Origin of the sequence: Paraburkholderia solisilvae, from assembly GCF_902859875.1 — a bacterium.
GTDB classification, from domain to species: Bacteria; Pseudomonadota; Gammaproteobacteria; order Burkholderiales; family Burkholderiaceae; genus Paraburkholderia; species Paraburkholderia solisilvae.
This window is the reverse complement of record NZ_CADIKF010000006.1, coordinates 42,305-59,613: the sequence shown is the minus strand read 5'-3', so window position 1 is coordinate 59,613 and position 17,309 is coordinate 42,305. Positions and strand designations below refer to the sequence as shown.

General features: G+C 65.2%; 12 protein-coding genes. 4 read left to right on the top strand and 8 right to left on the bottom strand.

Going from position 1 to position 17,309, the window contains the following annotated elements:
- The first annotated feature begins 193 nt into the window (after positions 1 to 193).
- Positions 194 to 1,339 (top strand): aminoglycoside phosphotransferase family protein, encoded by a 1,146-nt coding sequence (locus tag HV675_RS05810; RefSeq protein ID WP_175109841.1) that lies wholly within the window; start codon positions 194 to 196, stop codon positions 1,337 to 1,339.
- 3 nt (positions 1,340 to 1,342) lie between these two features.
- On the top strand, positions 1,343 to 2,071 hold the full coding sequence (murU, locus tag HV675_RS05805; RefSeq protein ID WP_175109840.1) for an N-acetylmuramate alpha-1-phosphate uridylyltransferase MurU: 729 nt from the start codon (positions 1,343 to 1,345) through the stop codon (positions 2,069 to 2,071).
- Between the two features lie 267 nt (positions 2,072 to 2,338).
- Here murU and HV675_RS05800 read toward each other — a convergent pair whose 3' ends face one another.
- A complete protein-coding gene (locus HV675_RS05800) occupies positions 2,339 to 4,270 on the bottom strand; it encodes an ABCB family ABC transporter ATP-binding protein/permease (protein ID WP_175109839.1) in 1,932 nt (643 codons plus the stop codon).
- A gap of 231 nt (positions 4,271 to 4,501) precedes the next feature.
- Between HV675_RS05800 and HV675_RS05795 the strand changes: the two genes are divergently transcribed.
- Positions 4,502 to 4,897, top strand: coding sequence for an acyl-CoA thioesterase (locus tag HV675_RS05795; RefSeq protein WP_175109838.1), 396 nt, complete (start codon positions 4,502 to 4,504; stop codon positions 4,895 to 4,897).
- A gap of 22 nt (positions 4,898 to 4,919) precedes the next feature.
- On the opposite strand, the gene HV675_RS05790 is transcribed toward HV675_RS05795, so the two are convergent.
- Together HV675_RS05790 and HV675_RS05785 are read right to left on the bottom strand one after the other, a co-directional pair.
- The gene (locus tag HV675_RS05790; RefSeq protein ID WP_175109837.1) at positions 4,920 to 8,120 is read right to left on the bottom strand and encodes a sensor domain-containing protein; all 3,201 of its coding nucleotides are present in this window, start codon (positions 8,118 to 8,120) and stop codon (positions 4,920 to 4,922) included.
- Between the two features lie 198 nt (positions 8,121 to 8,318).
- Positions 8,319 to 8,795: a nitrate reductase associated protein gene (locus HV675_RS05785; RefSeq protein WP_175109836.1), complete on the bottom strand. Its 477-nt coding sequence runs from the start codon at positions 8,793 to 8,795 to the stop codon at positions 8,319 to 8,321.
- A gap of 236 nt (positions 8,796 to 9,031) precedes the next feature.
- Here HV675_RS05785 and fdhD point away from each other — a divergent pair, with 236 nt between their 5' ends.
- A complete protein-coding gene (fdhD, locus tag HV675_RS05780; RefSeq protein WP_175109835.1) occupies positions 9,032 to 9,868 on the top strand; it encodes a formate dehydrogenase accessory sulfurtransferase FdhD in 837 nt (278 codons plus the stop codon).
- A gap of 69 nt (positions 9,869 to 9,937) precedes the next feature.
- Here fdhD and HV675_RS05775 read toward each other — a convergent pair whose 3' ends face one another.
- The 5 genes from HV675_RS05775 to HV675_RS05755 form a co-directional block, all read right to left on the bottom strand.
- A complete protein-coding gene (locus tag HV675_RS05775; protein WP_175109834.1) occupies positions 9,938 to 10,702 on the bottom strand; it encodes an enoyl-CoA hydratase in 765 nt (254 codons plus the stop codon).
- A gap of 238 nt (positions 10,703 to 10,940) precedes the next feature.
- Positions 10,941 to 12,143, bottom strand: coding sequence for an acetyl-CoA C-acyltransferase (locus tag HV675_RS05770; RefSeq protein ID WP_175109833.1), 1,203 nt, complete (start codon positions 12,141 to 12,143; stop codon positions 10,941 to 10,943).
- Between the two features lie 23 nt (positions 12,144 to 12,166).
- Complete coding sequence (locus HV675_RS05765; RefSeq protein WP_175109832.1) at positions 12,167 to 14,605, bottom strand: 3-hydroxyacyl-CoA dehydrogenase/enoyl-CoA hydratase family protein; 2,439 nt, start codon at positions 14,603 to 14,605, stop codon at positions 12,167 to 12,169.
- Positions 14,606 to 14,729: 124 nt separating this feature from the next.
- Positions 14,730 to 16,523, bottom strand: a complete 1,794-nt coding sequence (locus HV675_RS05760; protein WP_175109831.1) for an acyl-CoA dehydrogenase C-terminal domain-containing protein — start codon at positions 16,521 to 16,523, stop codon at positions 14,730 to 14,732.
- Between the two features lie 59 nt (positions 16,524 to 16,582).
- Positions 16,583 to 17,188, bottom strand: coding sequence for a TetR/AcrR family transcriptional regulator (locus HV675_RS05755; RefSeq protein WP_175109830.1), 606 nt, complete (start codon positions 17,186 to 17,188; stop codon positions 16,583 to 16,585).
- Positions 17,189 to 17,309 lie beyond the last annotated feature (121 nt).

Sequence of the window (17,309 nt, the reverse complement as noted above, 5' to 3'; positions counted from 1 at the left end):
CCGTTACCGCCTGCACAAGCGCTCCGGCGACGCGGATCGCTGAAGTCGGATTGCGCAAATTGTGTTCGATCTGATCCAGCGGTGAGGCGGGCGGTCAAACGAGATATGCGAAGGCTGGCGCGAGCCGCGTCAAAAAAGTCGTGGGGTATTATATGGCAAGACGTTCTTTATCCCGCTTTTGACCCAGGTTTTCATGACGCCGAGCTCAGCGCCCGCCTCCGCTTCAGGTCCCCACGCCCCTTCCGCCCGCCTCGAGCAGTTGACCGCCTGGCTTCGCACGCTCGCCGACCATTACGGTCTCGATCTCGCCACGCTCGCCCCCGCCTCCGCTGACGCCAGCTTTCGCCGCTATTTCCGGCTCGCGGCGCGCGGCGACGCATGGTTCGGTGCTTCCGGTGCTTCCGGTGCTTCCGCAGGCTCAGCTTCGCCGGCTGCGAGTGCGCGGTCCGCCGCTCAGGCGCCGGGCGCGGCCGCCACCGTGATTGCGGTCGACGCGCCGCCGCCGGAGAAATGCCGCGAGTTCGTGCAGGTCGCGGGGCTCCTCGAAGCCGCCGGTGTGCATGTGCCGCGCGTACTGGAAGCGGATTTCGACGCGGGTTTCATGCTGGTCACCGATCTGGGGACAAAGCCGTATCTGACCGCGCTCAACGAAGGCGATGCGCGCCGGCTGATGCGCGACGCGCTCGATGCGCTGATCCGCTGGCAGTCGAGCACGCGCGAAGGCGTGCTGCCGCCGTTCGACGAAGCATTCATGCGCCGCGAAATGGAGCTGATGCCCGAATGGTTCATCACGCGCCATCTGGGCGGCGAGGTCGACACGGCCACGCGCGGGGTGCTCGATCGCACGTTTGCGCTGCTGGTCGCAAGCGCACGCGCGCAGCCGCAAGTATTCATGCTGCGCGACTTCATGCCGCGCAACCTGATGATCGCGCAGCCCAATCCGGGCGTGCTCGACTTTCAGGACGCGGTGCTCGGACCGATCACCTATGACGTCGCGTCGCTGCTGCGCGACGCGTTTCTCAGCTGGGACGAGCCATTCGAGCTCGACTGCTTCGCGTACTACTGGGAGCACGCGAAAAAGGCGGGCCTGCCGGTCGATCCGGACTTCGGCGAGTTCTACCGGCAGCTCGAATGGATGGGACTGCAGCGGCATATCAAGGTGCTGGGCCTGTTCTGCCGGATCAACTATCGCGACGGCAAGCCGCACTATCTGGGCGATCTGGCGCGCTTCATCGGTTACGCGCGCAAGGTCGCGCAGCGCTATGCGCCGCTCGCGCCGTTCGCCCGCCTGCTCGACGATCTCGAAGGCCGCGCGGCCGAGGTCGGCTACACGTTCTGACCGATGACGACTCCGGCCACGCAAACCACCTTGAGCACCGCGATGATTTTCGCCGCAGGCCGCGGCGAGCGGATGCGGCCGTTGACGGACAGCTGTCCGAAGCCGCTGCTCGAAGCGGGCGGCAAGCCGCTGATCGTCTGGCAGATCGAGCGGCTCGCGGCGGCAGGGCTGCGCCGGATCGTGATCAATCACGCGTGGCTTGGCGAGCGGATCGAGGCCGCGCTCGGCGACGGCTCGCGCTGGGGTGTCGAGTTACGCTATTCGGCCGAAGGCGACGCGCTCGAGACCGCCGGCGGGATTGCGCAGGCGTTGCCGCTGCTCGAATCCGCGGGCCGCGCGGAAGTGTTTGTCGCGGTGGCCGGCGATGTCTATGCGGACTTCGACTACACGTTGCTCGATACGCATGCGGGGCGGCTCGCGGCGTTGCCGGCGCCCGGCATGCATCTGGTGATGGTGCCGAATCCGGCATTTCATCCGCACGGCGATTTCGTGCTGCGCGACGGCAGGCTGTCGCTCGACGGCGCGCCGCGGCTCACGTTCGGCAGCATCGGCCTGTATGACACGCGGATGTTCCGCGCGCTGCCGCGCGGCGCGCGGCAGGCGCTGACGCCCTATTACCGCGACACGATCGCGCAAGGCCGCGCGAGCGGCGAGCTCTATGACGGGCGTTGGGAGAATGTCGGCACGGCCGCGCAGTTGCAGGCGCTCGATCGCGAACTGCGGGCGGGATAGCGGGTCGTGTCAAGCGCGCTTTTGTGCGACAACCCGAGTCGGGGGCACGGTGCGGCGAGTAGCGGTCGGTGAGCGGTGAGCGGTGAGCGGTGAGCGGTGAGCGGTGAGCGGTGAGCGGTGAGCGGTGAGCGGTGAGCGGTGAGCGATGAGCGGTGAGCCGTGAGCGGTAAGCCGTGAGCGGTCGGCGATAGGCAGCAAGTGGCTACCAATAACCGACACCCAGCAACCGCTCTCCGGCAAGCAGCAAGCCGCTGCCGGGATAAACACCTAGCGCACGCCGCGCTCCTCGCCGACGTGTGCTTCAGCATCGCCCTCTTCTTTCGCCCCGTCTTCTTTCGCCCCGTCTTCTTTCGCCTTCTCCGCGCGCTGCTGCTGCAGCGCCCACATCTGCGCAAAGAGACCGCCCATCCGGATCAGTTCCGCATAGGTGCCGCGCTCGACAATCCGCCCACGGTCCATCACGATGATCTGCTGCGCGTGCACGACCGTCGACAGTCGGTGCGCGATGATCAGCGTGGTCCGTTCACGCGCGATCAGGTCGAGTTCGTGCTGGATCGCGCGCTCGGAACGCGAATCGAGCGCCGACGTCGCTTCGTCGAATAGCAGGATCGGCGGATTCTTCAGCAGCGTGCGCGCGATCGCGACGCGCTGCTTTTCGCCGCCCGACAGTTTCAGTCCGCGCTCGCCGACCGGTGTGTCGTAACCGCGCGGCAGACTTTCGATGAAATCGTGAATATGCGCGGCGCGCGCCGCGGCCACCACTTCGTCGCGGCTCGCGCTCGGCCTGCCGTACGCGATGTTGTAGTAGATCGTGTCGTTGAAGAGCACGGTATCTTGCGGCACGATGCCGATCGATGCGCGCAGCGATTCCTGCGTGACATCGCGAATATCCTGGCCGTCGATCGTAATCGCACCGCCGCGTGCCCGGTCGAGATCGTAGAAGCGGAACAGGAGCCGCGCGAGGGTCGACTTGCCGGAACCGCTATGGCCGACCACCGCGGTCGTCGTGCCGGCGGGAATCGTGAAGCTCACGTCGTACAGGATCGGGCGCGCCGCCTCGTAACCGAAATTCACGCCGCTGAAGCGCACTTCGGCGCCGCTCACCGCGAGCGCCGGCGCGTGCGGCACGTCGGCCACTTCGCGTGGCGCATCGAGCAGCGTGAACATCCGGTCCATGTCGGTGAGACTCTGCTTCAGTTCGCGGTACACGACGCCGAGAAAATTCAGCGGAATGTACAGCTGCAGCATGAACGTGTTGATCAGCACGAGGTCGCCGAGCGTGAGCCGGCCGGCCATCACGCCCTGCGTCGCGCGCCACAGAATGAACACGAGGCCGAGGCCGATAATCGCCTGCTGTCCGAAATTGAGCGCGGACAGCGAGTTCTGCGATCTGATCGCCGCGGCGCGATAGCGCTTCAGGTTCTCGTCATAGCGCTGCGCTTCCCAATCCTCGTTGCCGAAATACTTGACCGTTTCGAAGTTGAGCAGCGAATCGATCGCGCGCGAGTTCGCCCGCGAATCGAGCTCGTTCATCGTGCGGCGAAAATGCGTGCGCCATTCGGTCACTTTCACCGTGTACGTCACATAGGCCGCGAGCGCGATCAGCGTGACGATCGCGTAGTACGCCTCATAGCGCACGACGAAAAAACCCAGCACGAGCCCTACTTCGACCAGCGTCGGCAGGATGCTGTACAGCGAATACGAAATGAGTTGCGTGATGCCGCGCGTGCCGCGCTCGATATCGCGCGACATGCCGCCGGTCTGCCGGTCCAGATGAAACCGCAGCGACAGCGCATGCAGGTGGCGAAACACTTTCAGCGCGAGTTGCCGCACCGCGCTTTCGGTCACTTTCGAAAAGAGGATTTCGCGCAGTTCGGTGAAGAGCGACGTCGAAAGCCGCGCGATCGCATACGCGACGACCAGCAGCCCGACGCCGCTCAACAGCACGATGCCCGGCGCGTGTTCGGCGCGCCCGAGCGCGGTCAGATGCTGGACCGACGCGAGGCTGTCGACGATGCGCTTCATCACGACCGGCACGCCGAGATTCGCGACCTTCGCGCCGATCAGACAGCTAAGCGCGAACACCACGCGCCATTTGTAGGTGGCGAGATAGGGCAGCAGCGACACGATCGTTTGCCAGTCGTTGCGCGGCTGGTTCGAGATCGGCGCGGGCTCTCGGAGTGGGGCGAGACGGCGCATCGATGTTTTATGTGGGAACACGCGGGCGGGCTGAACGTACGGCTCGAACGCGTAGACCGGATGGATCAGACAACCGCAGCCACCCCGTTGCATCGCTCGCGCGGCCCGCCTGACCAGGGCGTGCGCTTTCCCGTACAATTCCTGATCCCGCTATTGTCGCAGAAGCCGGCTTGCCCTGCTCCCGGTGCATTTCTCCCGCAACGCGCCGGTTCATTCTTCCCTGGACGCCCCATGACCGACCTCACCCAACTCCCGCAGAAGGCCTGCGCCTTGCGCGTGATGCCGCAACCTTCCGATGCGAACGTGCACGGCGACGTGTTCGGCGGCTGGATCATGGCGCAGGTCGATATCGCGGGTTCGATTCCGGCCAGCCGGCGCGCGAACGGGCGGGTCGCGACGGTCGCGGTCAATTCGTTCGTGTTCAAGCAGCCGGTATTCGTCGGCGACCTGCTGAGCTTCTATGCCGATATCGTGAAGACCGGCAACACGTCAGTGACGGTATCGGTCGAGGTGTACGCGCAGCGCATGAGCTTCGCGCAGGAAGTGGTGAAGGTGACCGAAGCCGTCCTCATCTATGTCGCGACCGACAGCGACCGCCGGCCGCGCGCATTGCCGGCGCTCGATTGAGCCCGCGTCACGCATCGCAAGTTCAGGCGTTCAAGGGCGCGGCGCCCGCGCCCTGCTGCAGCATGCCCGGAATCGCGTCACGCGGCAGCGGCTTCGCAAAGTAAAAACCCTGCATCTCGTCGCACGCGCGCTCCTTCAGAAAATCGAGTTGCGCGGAGGTCTCGACGCCTTCCGCGATCACCTGCATCTTCAGCGAATGCGCGAGCGCGATGATCGCCGACGTGATCGTCTCGTCATCGTTCGAGACACCGATGTCCGACACGAATGAGCGGTCGATCTTCAACCGGTCGACCGGGAAGCGTTTCAGGTAGCTCAAGCTCGAATAGCCGGTGCCGAAGTCATCGATCGCAAGGCCGATGCCGAGCGCGTGCAGTTCGTTCAGCATCGTCACCGCTTCTTCGGCATTGCGCATGATCGTGCTCTCGGTCAGCTCGAGCTCGAGATACTGCGGCGCGAGCCCGGTTTCCGCGAGCACCTGCTTGACGAGTTTCGCCACATTGCGCTGCTGGAAATGCCGCGCGGACAGGTTCACCGACACCCGCGCGGGCGGCAGGCCCTCGTCCTGCCACGCCTTGTTCTGCCGGCACGCTTCGCGCAGCACCCACTCGGACAGCGGCCCGATCAGCCCGCTTTCCTCCGCGACCGGAATAAACGACGACGGCGGCACGAGGCCGACCTCCGGGTCGCGCCAGCGGATCAGCGCCTCGACTCCGACAATCTGCCCGCTGTTGATATCCACCTGCGGCTGGTAATGCAGCAGGAATTCGTTATCGCGCAGCGCGCGGCGCAGCCGCCGTTCGAGGTTCATCCGCGCGCCCGCGCTCGCGTTCATCTCCGGCTGATAGAACTGGAACGTGTTGCGGCCCATGTCCTTTGCGCGGTACATCGCGAGGTCGGCCTTCTTCATCAGCGTTTCGGCGTCGTCGCCGTCCTGCGGGAAGAGGCTCGCACCCATGCTGCAGCCCACGTACAGTTCGGTGCCGTCGAGCCATACCGGCTCCGAGATGCTCGCCCGCACGCGCTCCATCCATGCGATCAGCGACTGTTCGTCCGACGTATCGGACAGCACCACGACGAACTCGTCGCCGCCATGCCGCGCGACGGTGTCGGTTGCGCGCGCGCACCGCGCGAGCCGGTCCGCCACGACCGCGAGCAGCCGGTCGCCGACGCTGTGCCCGAGGCTGTCGTTGACGTTCTTGAAGCCGTCGAGATCGATAAACACCACCGCGACACCGTTCTGATGCCGCTGCGCGACGACCAGCGCATGCTGCAGCCGGTCGCGCAGCAGATTGCGGTTCGGCAGACGCGTGAGGCCGTCGTAGTTCGCCTGATACTCGAGCTGCTCCTGATAGCGGATCAGCGCGGTCACGTCGTTGATCACGCCGATGTGATGCGTCGTTTCGCCGTCCGGGTTCGGCACCGGCGCGACATACAGCTGATTCCAGAACAGCGCGCCGTCCTTGCGGTAATTGCGCAGCACCGCGCTCACCTCGCGGTTCGCCGCGAGCGCCTGGCGAATCGCCGCGACACCTTCCTGATCGCGGTCGTCGCGCTGCAGCAGCCGGCAATCCTGGCCGATCACTTCGGCCGGATCGTAGCCGGTGATGCGCTTGAACGCGGGATTCACATACTCGATCACGTTGCCGCCTTCCGCCGGCCCGGTGATCAGAATCGCGTTCACGCTCGCGTCGAGCGCGCGGCTTTGCAGCCGCAGCGCGAGATCGGCGCGCTTGCGCTGGGTGATATCGGTGTACGAGCCGAGCACGCCGATCACGCGGCCGTCGCTATCGGTGAACGGCAGCTTGCTGCTCACCGTCGTGCGGTACTGGCCGTCGATCACCAGATCGAATTCGTAGTTCATCTTCGGCACGCCGGATTCGATCACTTCGGCGTCGTGCTTGCGCACGTCGTCGGCGAATTCGCGCCACGGCAGATCGTCGTCGCTCTTGCCGACCACCTGCTCCGGGTACGCGAGGCCGGCATCGCGCGCGAACGCCATGTTGCAGCCCAGATAACGGGACTCGCGATCCTTCCAGAACACGCGCTGCGGGATGTTGTCGATCACCGTTTCGAGCATCTGGTTCGAGCGCTGCGCTTCGGCCTCCGCATTGATCTGGTCGGTCACATCCGCAGCGAGCACGAACATCGCCGAGCGGCTCATAAACGTGAGCGGGTGATACGAAATATCCGCGCTGATCAGCGAGCCGTCCTTGCGCCGGTGATGCCAGATGCCCGCGACGGTGCGGCCGGTGCGCGGCGCGGCGTCGCTGCGCTGCAGATGCGTTTCGAGACGCGCGATCTCCGACGACGGGCGGATCGCGCGAATCGTCATCTCGAGAAACTCCTCTTCCGTGTAGCCGTATTGATGGACTGCCGCCGCGTTCACCGCGAGAAAACGCAGCGATTCGCGATCGAAGATGTACATCGGCACCGGGTGCTCGTCGAACATGCCGCGAAAGCGCTCGTCATGGCGCCGCAGCGCCCGCGCGACGCGCAGCCGTTCGCGCTCCTTGCTTTCGCGCGCACCGAACGTGTAGATGAGCAGCGCGCTGCCGGCCAGCATCGTGACGACGAGCAGCAGCGTCGCGCGCTGCGTGTCGCGGGTCGATTCGGCGAGCTTGGCTTCGAGCGCGACATCTTCGCGCCGCCGCAACGACGCAAGGCCGGACTCGAGCCGGTCGACATCCATGCCCAGACGCGTGTAGGCGGCTGCCGCCCATGCGTGCTGACTGTCCGATACCAGGTTATCCGATACCCGGTCCGCAAGCGGGTCCGGCGCGCGGTCCGGCGCGCGGTCCGGCGTGATGGTCGGCGCGCTGGCCGGCGCAGCTTCGCGCGCGCGGGTCAGCGCCTCTGCGATGCTTTTCTGCAGGACTTCGCTGTCCGCGGTGAGCGTGCCGAACATCGCGAGCATCGGCGGGTCGTCGGCCAGCTGCGTGCGCAGCGTCTCTTCGAGGCGCGTCATTGACGCGGTCATCGCGCGCGCCGCGCCGTCCGGCACCGGCACACCGGCGGTCTGGTAGTGCCCGAGCAGCGCGAGGCTGTCTTCGATCTGCGCGCGATACGCGTCGAGGTTCTGCCGGATGCTGGTCGAGCGGATCGTACGTGCATCGAGGTCGCGCTGCGCGCAGATCTGCGTATACGCGATGAATGCATTGCCGCCGACCGCCGCGGCAACGATCGCGACGTTGATCAACAACCGCTTCGAGAGAAATGAATTCATGGGTTCCGAAGGTCGTTCGTCCTGCGGGCGGCGCGCGTCGGCCAAGGTCGTTCGTTTTTCGCGGCAGGCGGGCGCATCGATGCGGCGTGCGTTGCCGCGCCTGATCGGGCACCTTCGCGCGCCAACCCATGGATAACGGCAGTGATCGGAATGGATTGAGGGTAGGACAACAAAAAAAGCAGAAATAATGCGGGAAATTCAGCGGGCGAGGCCGAATTCCTTCATTGCCGGCACGAAATCATGATTCCCTTCCGGCTTGCGCGACAGCTTCGCGAGCACGTAACGCTTGAACGGCTCGAGTTGCGCCCATTGTTCGAGGTTCGGCGCCGCCACCTGTGCAACGTTTGCCTGGTGCAGGACGCCGTCCGGCACCGTGCCGGTATCGCGCCACGCGGGCGCGTCTTCCGGCGTGAACCAGTCGGGTTCGACGTTCGCATGCGTGCGCAGCATTTCGTACAGCGCATGATCGAAGTTCGGTTCGATCGCGGTGTCCTCGTCGACCGGAAAGCGCGCGAGCAGCGCGCGGTCTTCGTGCGGCAGCATCTGCCATTGCGGCAGCGAAATGCGCAGCCCGAAACGATCGAGATTGAAACGCACGCACATCGGGATGAAGGTGAGATTCTCCGAAGACTCGACTTCGAAGTGAAACAGCTGGGGCGCTTCGTTCAGTCCCATGGCGGATCCTCGGAGGTGGGGGCCGGAAGTGACGGATCGCAAACGGCGGATGGCGCCTGCACGGCGCCGCATCGGCTGATGCACGCCGCGCAGGCCGGGCTCGCTTGAGGTATTTTAGAACCTTATTGGCTGCAGGCCAGAGATTGGGTGGCCCACCGGGCGCCCATTGCAGTCCGCTGGCGGACTGGCAGCAAACCGCCAGCAGCGCCGCATCAGCCAGCCACGAGGAGCCACGCTTGAACCCACTGGAAACCGCCGGACAGCCCGGCACGATCGAACAGCCGGTGCACCGGCACCGCAACGGCACGATCGACGATGTCGACGACCACGTCGGCCAGGAGTGGCCGGTCGCGCTCGTGTTCAACGGCATTTCGCATGCGGTGATGATGTGCACGCCGCGCGATCTGGAAGCCTTCGCGGTCGGGTTTGCGGTGTCGGAAGGCATCGTCGATCGCAACGCCGACATTCAGGACATCGAGGTCGAACTGCACGAAAACGGCAACGCGGACAGCCCCTTGCCGTATGCGGAAGTGCAGCTGACTGTCGTGCAGCAGGCATTCGTCGCGTTGAAGGAGCGGCGCCGCGCGCTGGCGGGCCGGACCGGCTGCGGCGTATGCGGCATCGAAAGCATCGACCTGCTCGATTTGCAGCCGGAGCGGGTGCCCGATACCGGCTTTTTGCAGCGCCTCGCGCCCGATGCGATCGCCCGCGCGGCGCGCGAACTGCCCGCGCATCAGGCATTGACGCGCCTGAGCGGCGGCCTGCATGCGGCCGCGTGGTGTGATGCGTCCGGCGCGATCCGCCATGCGTTCGAAGATGTCGGCCGCCATAACGCGCTCGACAAGCTGATCGGCCAGCTCGTGCTCGAGCGCGCCGATACCAGGGAGGGCTTCGTATTCCTGTCGAGCCGCGCGAGTTACGAGCTGGTGCGCAAGTCGGCGCGCGTCGGCGTGCCGATGGTTGCGACGATCTCCGCGCCGTCGTCGCTGGCGATTGCGATCGCGCGGCAAGCCGGCATACGGCTCGTCAGCTTTTGCCGCGAAAACAGCTTCGTCGATTACGGCACGGTGTGACCGATCGCCGCGCTGGCGGCGCACGTCACGCGCGGGTAGCGCGAGACGTGCGCGACACGCGAAAGCTGGCTACGAAACCGACCGAAAGTCCGGCTTGCGCTTCTCGAAGAACGCATTGAACGCTTCGCGCGCCGCCGGCGCGAGCAGCATCTTCGCGAAGTGGACCACCTCGTCGGTCATTTGCGTCTGCACTTCATGCTGGCTGGCGCGCTTCATCAGCGCTTTCGTGACGCGCAGCGACGAAGGCGGCAGCGCAGCGAGCTTCTGTGCTTGCTGCAACGCGAATGAATCCACCTCGGCGGCCGGCAGCACGCGGTTCACCAAGCCCATCCGGTGCGCCTCGTTTGCATCGAACGCCTCGCCGAGCAACAGCTTCTCGGCGGCGGCCTGATAGCCCGCGACCCGTTGCAGCAGCAACGATGAGGCCGCTTCCGGGCACAACCCGAGCTGCGTGAACGGCAACGCGAAGATTGCAGTATCGGCCGCATAGACGAGATCGCAATGCAGCAGCATTGTCGTGCCGATGCCGACCGCCGCGCCCTGCACCGCGGCGACGAGCGGCTTTTCCGCGCAGCTGATCGCGCGCAGGAAGCGAAACACCGGCGCATCGTCGCCGACCGGCGGCGTTTTCAGAAAGTCTTCGAGATCGTTGCCGGCGCTGAAGACGCCCGCGCTGCCGCGCAAGAGGATCGCGCGCACGGTGTCGTCCGCTTGCGCTTCGACGAGCGCGTCGGCCATCGCCTGGTACATCACAGCGGTGATCGCGTTCTTTCTGCCGGGCCGGTTGAGCGTGATTGTCATCACGCCACCGGCGCGTTCGACCAGAATGTCCATGGCGTTTCCTTGTGCGGCGAGTTGGCCGGCGTGGCGCTTTGGCACCTGTCCGGTTTCGTGCCGCGTTAGGCCGGGTTAGTGCTTCAGCGCCTATCCGGACTTGTGCGGCGAGTTGGTGGGAATGGGCGCTTTAGCGCCTGCTCCGGTTTCGTGCCACGCCAGTTCGCGTCAGTACGCGCTGGTTCGTGTTAGCGCCCCGCGCCGCTGGTCGTACCCGTGCGGCGCGTTGCCTGATTCCCTACATCCGCTCAATAATCCCCGCCGCACCCATGCCGGTGCCGACGCACATCGTCACCATCCCGTACTTCAGGTTGCGGCGGCGCAGCGCGTGCACGACCGTCGACGCGCGGATCGCGCCGGTCGCGCCAAGCGGATGCCCGAGCGCGATCGCCCCGCCGATCGGATTCACCTTCGCCGGATCGAGCCCGAGGTCCTGGATCACCGCGAGCGCTTGCGCGGCAAACGCCTCGTTCAGCTCGATCCAGTCGATGTCATCCTGCTTCAGCCCCGCGGCCTTCAGCGCGGCCGGAATCGCTTCCTTCGGCCCGATGCCCATGATTTCCGGCGGCACGCCACGCACCGCGAAGCTGACAAAGCGTGCGAGCGGCGTCAGATTGAACTGCTTGAGCACCTTCTCCGACACGACGATCAGCGCGCCCGCGCCATCGGATGTCTGCGAGCTGTTGCCGGCCGTCACCGACCCCTTGTTCGCGAACACCGCGCGCAGCTTCGCGAGTCCTTCGAGCGACGTATCCGGACGCGGGCCTTCGTCGAGCGAGACTTCGCGCGTCTTCACGCGCACCTCGCCGGTCGCGAGATCCGGGAAACGCTCGACAATCGTGTACGGCGCGATCTCGTCCTTGAACTCGCCCGCCTGCTGGCCCGCAAGCGCGCGTTGATGCGATTGCAGCGCGAACTGGTCCTGCGCGTCGCGGCTCACCTTCCAGCGCTCGGCAACGCGCTCCGCGGTCAGTCCCATGCCGTATGCAATGCCGACGTCCTCGCCGCGATCGAAGATATGCGGCGACAGCGACGGCTTGTTGCCCATCATCGGCACCATCGTCATCGATTCGCAGCCGCCCGCGATCATCGCGTCCGATTCGCCGACGCGAATGCGGTCCGCCGCCATCGCGAGCGCGGTGAGGCCCGACGCGCAGAAGCGGTTGACGGTCACGCCGCCGACCGTGTTCGGCAGCCCCGACAGCAGCGCCGCCATACGCGCGACGTTCAACCCCTGTTCGGCTTCCGGAATCGCGCAGCCGACGATCGCATCCTCGATCACGCCCGTATCGAGCCCCGGCACCTGAGCGACCGCCGAGCGGATCGCGTGCACCAGCAGCTCGTCGGGGCGCGTGTTCCTGAATAGCCCGCGCGGCGCCTTGCCGATCGGCGTGCGCGCCGCGGCGACGATATAGGCGTCCTGCAATTGCTTGTTGCTCATGTTCTCGCTCCTTGGTTCGCCGCTCAGTTGCGCACCGGCTTGCCGGTTTGCAGCATGCCCATGATCCGTTCCTGCGTCTTCTGCGTGCCGACCAGTTCGACGAACGCGCGGCGCTCGAGCGTCAGCAGCCATTCCTCGTCGACCAGACTGCCCGCTTCGACGTCGCCGCCGCAGATCGCTTCGGCGATGCGGCTTGCGATCAGATAGTCGTGCTCGCTGATAAAGCGGCCATCGCGCAGATTGACGAGCGATGCCTTGATAGTGGAGATGGCCGAGCGGCCCGCGACCGGCACCTGCGTGACGCGCAGCGGCGGACGGTAGCCGGCGTCGGCCAGCGCGCGCGCTTCCAGCTTCGCGACCTCGAGCAATTCGAACACGTTGAAGACGATCGTGTCGGTCGGTTTCAGATAGCCCATCGCGCGCGCTTCGAGCGCGGAGCCGGAGACCTTCGCGGTCGCGGCGTACTCGAACGGCTTCTGCAGGAACTTCAGCAGATCGCTGCCGCTCGCGCCGGTCAGGCTCGCGGCTTCGGCCGCGCGCAGCGCGGCCTCTTTCAGGCCGCCGCCCGCCGGCACGAGGCCGACGCCGACTTCGACGAGACCGATATAGCTTTCGACGTGCGCGACGCGCTTCGCGCTTTGCAGCATCAGCTCGCAGCCGCCGCCGAGCGCGATGCCCGACACTGCGGTGACGACCGGCACGCTCGCGTATTTCACGCGCAGCATGGTCTGCTGGAACTTCTGCACGAACGGTTCGATGCCTTTCGCGCCGCCCTTCATGAACGCGGGCAGCGCCTCTTCGAGATTCGCGCCGGCGGAGAACGGGCCGCCCGGCGTGCCGAGCTTCAGCGACGTCGGCTGCCAGATCACGACGGCCTTGTAGTCTTTCTCGGCAAGTTCGATTGCCTGCACGAGGCTGTCGAGCACGGCCGGCCCCATCGTGTTCATCTTGCTCCTGTACGACACAATGACGACATCGTCTTCGCCCGCGCGGTCGTCGACCCATGCGCGCAGGCTGTCGTTTTCGAACAGCGTCCTGCCATAGGTGCGCGGGTCGCCGCCGGTCTCGCCGACGAGCGGCGCACGGAACACCTGCCGGTCGTAGACCGGCAGCGACGAGCGCGGCACAAAGCGCTTCGCCGCAGGCGACCACGAGCCCTGCGCCGTATGCACGCCGCCCTTCTCCGCGACCGCGCCGTCGAATACCCACGCGGGCAGCGGCGCGTTCGACAGCGCGCGGCCGGCGGCGATATCGTCGCGCACCCATTCGGCGACCTGCTTCCAGCCGGCGCTCTGCCAGCCCTCGAACGGCCCTTCGTTCCAGCCGAAGCCCCAGCGCAACGCGAAGTCGAGATCGCGCGCGTTGTCCGCGATCGATTCGAGATGCACGGCGATGTAGTGGAATACGTCGCGGAAGATCGCCCACAGGAACTGCGCCTGCTTGTGGTCCGATTCGCGCAACAGCCTCAGGCGCTCGGCCGCCGGCCGCTTCAGAATGCGGCCGATCAGATCATCCGCCTTCGCGCCGCTTTCGACGTAATCGCCGGCCTGCGGGTCGAGCACCTTGATCGTCTTGCCGTCCTTGCGATAGAAGCCCGCGCCGCTCTTCTGCCCGAGCGCGCCCTTCTTCACCAGTTCGGCAAGCACCGCGGGCGTCTCGTAGACCGGAAAGAACGGATCGTCCGCGAGCTTGTCCTGCATCGTTTTGATCACGTGCGCCATCGTGTCGAGGCCGACCACGTCCGCAGTGCGGAAGGTGGCCGACTTCGCGCGGCCGAGGCGGCTGCCGGTCAGATCGTCGACCTCGTCGAAGCGCAGGCCGAACTTCGCCGCTTCGGCGATGGTCGCGAGAATCGAGAAGATGCCGACGCGGTTTGCGATGAAGTTCGGTGTGTCCTTCGCGCGCACGACGCCCTTGCCGGCCACGCTGGTCATGAAGGTTTCGAGCTGATCGAGAATCGCGGGCTGCGTATGCGCGGTCGGGATCAGTTCGGCCAGATGCATGTAGCGCGGCGGATTGAAGAAGTGCACGCCGCAGAAACGCGCTTTCAGCTCGTCGGAAAAGCCCTGCGACAGTTCGGTGATCGACAGGCCCGACGTGTTCGATGCGAAGATCGCGTGCGGCGCGAGATGCGGCGACACCTTTTTGTACAGGTCGTGCTTCCAGTCCATCCGCTCGGCGATCGCCTCGATCACGAGGTCGCATTCGGCGAGCTTCGCGATATCGTCGTCGTAGTTCGCGGGCTGAATGTACTGCGCGTCGTCCTTCACGCCGAACGGCGCCGGCGACAGCTTCTTCAGGTTGTCGATCGCCTTCAGCACGATGCCGTTCTTCGGCCCTTCCTTAGCCGGCAAATCGAATAGCAGCACCGGCACCTTCGCGTTCACGAGGTGCGCGGCGATCTGCGCGCCCATCACGCCGGCGCCGAGCACGGCGGCCTTGCGAATGATCAGATTGCTCACGTCGTTTCTCCGGAGAGTCATGCAATGTTGCGCGGCAAGCCGTGCTGCGAGACATTCGGTGCGGCTGCCGCGTGATTCGGTGGTGCTGTCCGTCGTGTCGACCGCGGTGTCGTCCGCTGTGTCGTCAGAAAAGCGCTGCGTCGATTTCCATCAGCGTCTTCGCGCCCGCACGCGCCGCGCGGATCGTCGACGCGGTTTCCGGCAGCAATTTCGCAAAGTAGAAGCGCGCGGTCGCGAGCTTGGCCTTGTAGAACGGATCGTCGTCGCCGGACGCCTGCTGATCGAGCGCAATGCGCGCCATGCGCGCCCAGAAATACGAGAACACCAGATGCCCGACCGTGCGCAGATACGGCACCGCGGCCGCGCCGACTTCGTCGGGGTTCTGCATCGCCTTCATGCCGATTTCCATCGTCAGCTTCTGCACCTTGTCGCCGATATCCGCAAGCGGATTGATGAACTCCTGCATCTCGGGCTTCACGCCCTCTTCGTCGATGAAATCGGTGACGAGCTTGCCGAACATCTTCAGCTTCGCACCCATGTCGCCGAGCACTTTGCGGCCGAGCAGGTCGAGCGACTGAATCGCGTTCGTGCCTTCGTAGATCATGTTGATGCGTGCGTCGCGTACGTACTGCTCCATGCCCCATTCGGCGATAAAGCCGTGACCGCCATACACCTGCAGCGCAAGATTGGTGCCTTCGAACGCGTTGTCGGACAGGAACGCTTTGAGGATCGGCGTGAGCAGCGCGACCAGATCGGCGGCCTCGGCGCGCGCCGCGGCGTCGCCATGCGACAGTTCCTTGTCGATCTGCAGCGCCGCCCAGTATGAAAACGCGCGCGCGCCTTCCGCATACGCTTTCTGCGTGAGCAGCATGCGGCGCACGTCCGGGTGCACGATGATCGGGTCGGCCGCTTTCTCGGGCGCTTTCGGGCCGCTCAGCGAGCGCATCTGCAGACGGTCTTTCGCGTACACGAGCGCGTTCTGGTATGCGACTTCCGTGAGGCCGAGGCTTTGCATGCCGACACCCAGGCGCGCCGCGTTCATCATTACGAACATCGCGTTGAGCCCCTTGTTCGGCTCACCGACCAGCCACCCTTTCGCGTTGTCGAAGTTGATCACGCAGGTCGCATTGGCATGAATGCCCATCTTGTGCTCGATCGAGCCGCACTTCACCGCATTGCGCTTGCCCGGCTCGCCGGCGGCGTCCGGCAGCAGCTTCGGCACCACAAAGAGGGTAATGCCCTTCGTGCCGGGCGGCGCGTCCGGCAAACGCGCGAGCACCAGATGCACGATGTTCTCGGCCAGATCGTGCTCGCCGCTCGAGATAAAGATTTTCGTGCCGGTAATCGCGTAGGAGCCGTCGCCGTTCGGCTCGGCCTTCGTGCGCAGGATGCCGAGGTCGGTGCCGCAATGCGCTTCGGTCAGACACATCGTGCCGGTCCACACGCCCGACACGAGCTTCGGCAGATAGGTTTGCTGCAATTCCGGCGTGCCGTGCGCGTGCAGGCATTCGTACGCGCCGTGTGACAGGCCCGGGTACATCGCCCACGCCTGACTGGCCGAGTTCAGCATTTCGTAAAGCGCGTTGTTGACGAACTGCGGCAGCCCCTGGCCGCCATACGCGGGGTCGCATGCGAGCGCCGGCCACCCGGATTCGACGTATTGCCGGTACGCTTGCCTGAATCCTTTCGGCGTGGTGACAACGCCATCGCCCTCGTAAGTGCAGCCTTCCTGGTCGCCGCTGTGGTTCAGCGGAAACAGCACTTCGGAACAGAACTTGCCGGCCTCTTCGAGCACCTGGTTGATCGTGTCGGCATCGAGCTCCGCGTGCTTGGGCATCTGTTTGACTTCTGCCTCGACGTTCAGCAGCTCGTGTAGCACGAATTGCATGTCGCGCAAGGGCGCGGCGTACTGTCCCATGTGTCTCTCCAGTCCGGAATGGTGGCCCGAAGGCGCCGCCCGCGTCGCGACGTGCAACGCTAACGGCTGGCGTCTTCGCTTTGGTACGAAACGATCAGCTTTTCCAGCGCGGCCCACGTGAGGCGCACCGCATCGGGCAGATGCAAAAAGCGCGCGTCATGATGAAGACCCAGGGTGAAGCTATACAGTTCGAACAACATCAGCGGCGGATCGGTATCCGCGCGCAGATGCCCTTCGTCGATCGCCTGCGAAATGGCGCGCATGAGCGCCGCGCGCCACATCGTCACGCTCGATACCAGTTGCTCGCGCACCGGGTTGTCGGGCCGGTCGTCATACTCGACCGCCCCGCTGATGTAAATGCAGCCGGTCGTCACTTCCTGGATGCGTTTCTCGATCCAGCGCGAGATCATCGAGCGCAAACGCGGCAGGCCGCGCGGCTCGCGCAAGCTCGGAAAGAACACCTCGTCCTCGAAACGGCGGTGGTATTCGCGCACGACTTCGACCTGCAGGTCTTCGCGCGATCCGAAATGCGCGAACACTCCGCTCTTGCTCATCTGCATCCGCTCGGCCAGCAAGCCGATCGTCAGACCTTCAAGTCCGTCGCGGCTTGCGAGGTCTAGCGCTGCATCGAGAATTGCGGCTCGCGTCTGTTCGCCTTTTCGCATAGCTATTACCGTCTGATTGGAAGAACCGGGAAATCGAACGGCCGTACTATTATTGGAGGCGGCCGTCCAGGAAACAAGGACTTTATTAGAAACGGGTTTCTAACCAGGTTTTCAATTTTCC

Bases quoted from the DNA above. Each gene is read 5' to 3' on its own strand.
- HV675_RS05810 (WP_175109841.1), top strand. From the start codon at position 194: ATGACGCCGAGCTCAGCGCCCGCCTCCGCTTCAGGTCCCCACGCCCCT.
- murU (WP_175109840.1), top strand. From the start codon at position 1,343: ATGACGACTCCGGCCACGCAAACCACCTTGAGCACCGCGATGATTTTC.
- HV675_RS05800 (WP_175109839.1), bottom strand. From the start codon at position 4,270: ATGCGCCGTCTCGCCCCACTCCGAGAGCCCGCGCCGATCTCGAACCAG.
- HV675_RS05795 (WP_175109838.1), top strand. From the start codon at position 4,502: ATGACCGACCTCACCCAACTCCCGCAGAAGGCCTGCGCCTTGCGCGTG.
- HV675_RS05790 (WP_175109837.1), bottom strand. From the start codon at position 8,120: ATGAATTCATTTCTCTCGAAGCGGTTGTTGATCAACGTCGCGATCGTT.
- HV675_RS05785 (WP_175109836.1), bottom strand. From the start codon at position 8,795: ATGGGACTGAACGAAGCGCCCCAGCTGTTTCACTTCGAAGTCGAGTCT.
- HV675_RS05775 (WP_175109834.1), bottom strand. From the start codon at position 10,702: ATGGACATTCTGGTCGAACGCGCCGGTGGCGTGATGACAATCACGCTC.
- HV675_RS05770 (WP_175109833.1), bottom strand. From the start codon at position 12,143: ATGAGCAACAAGCAATTGCAGGACGCCTATATCGTCGCCGCGGCGCGC.
- HV675_RS05760 (WP_175109831.1), bottom strand. From the start codon at position 16,523: ATGGGACAGTACGCCGCGCCCTTGCGCGACATGCAATTCGTGCTACAC.
- HV675_RS05755 (WP_175109830.1), bottom strand. From the start codon at position 17,188: ATGCGAAAAGGCGAACAGACGCGAGCCGCAATTCTCGATGCAGCGCTA.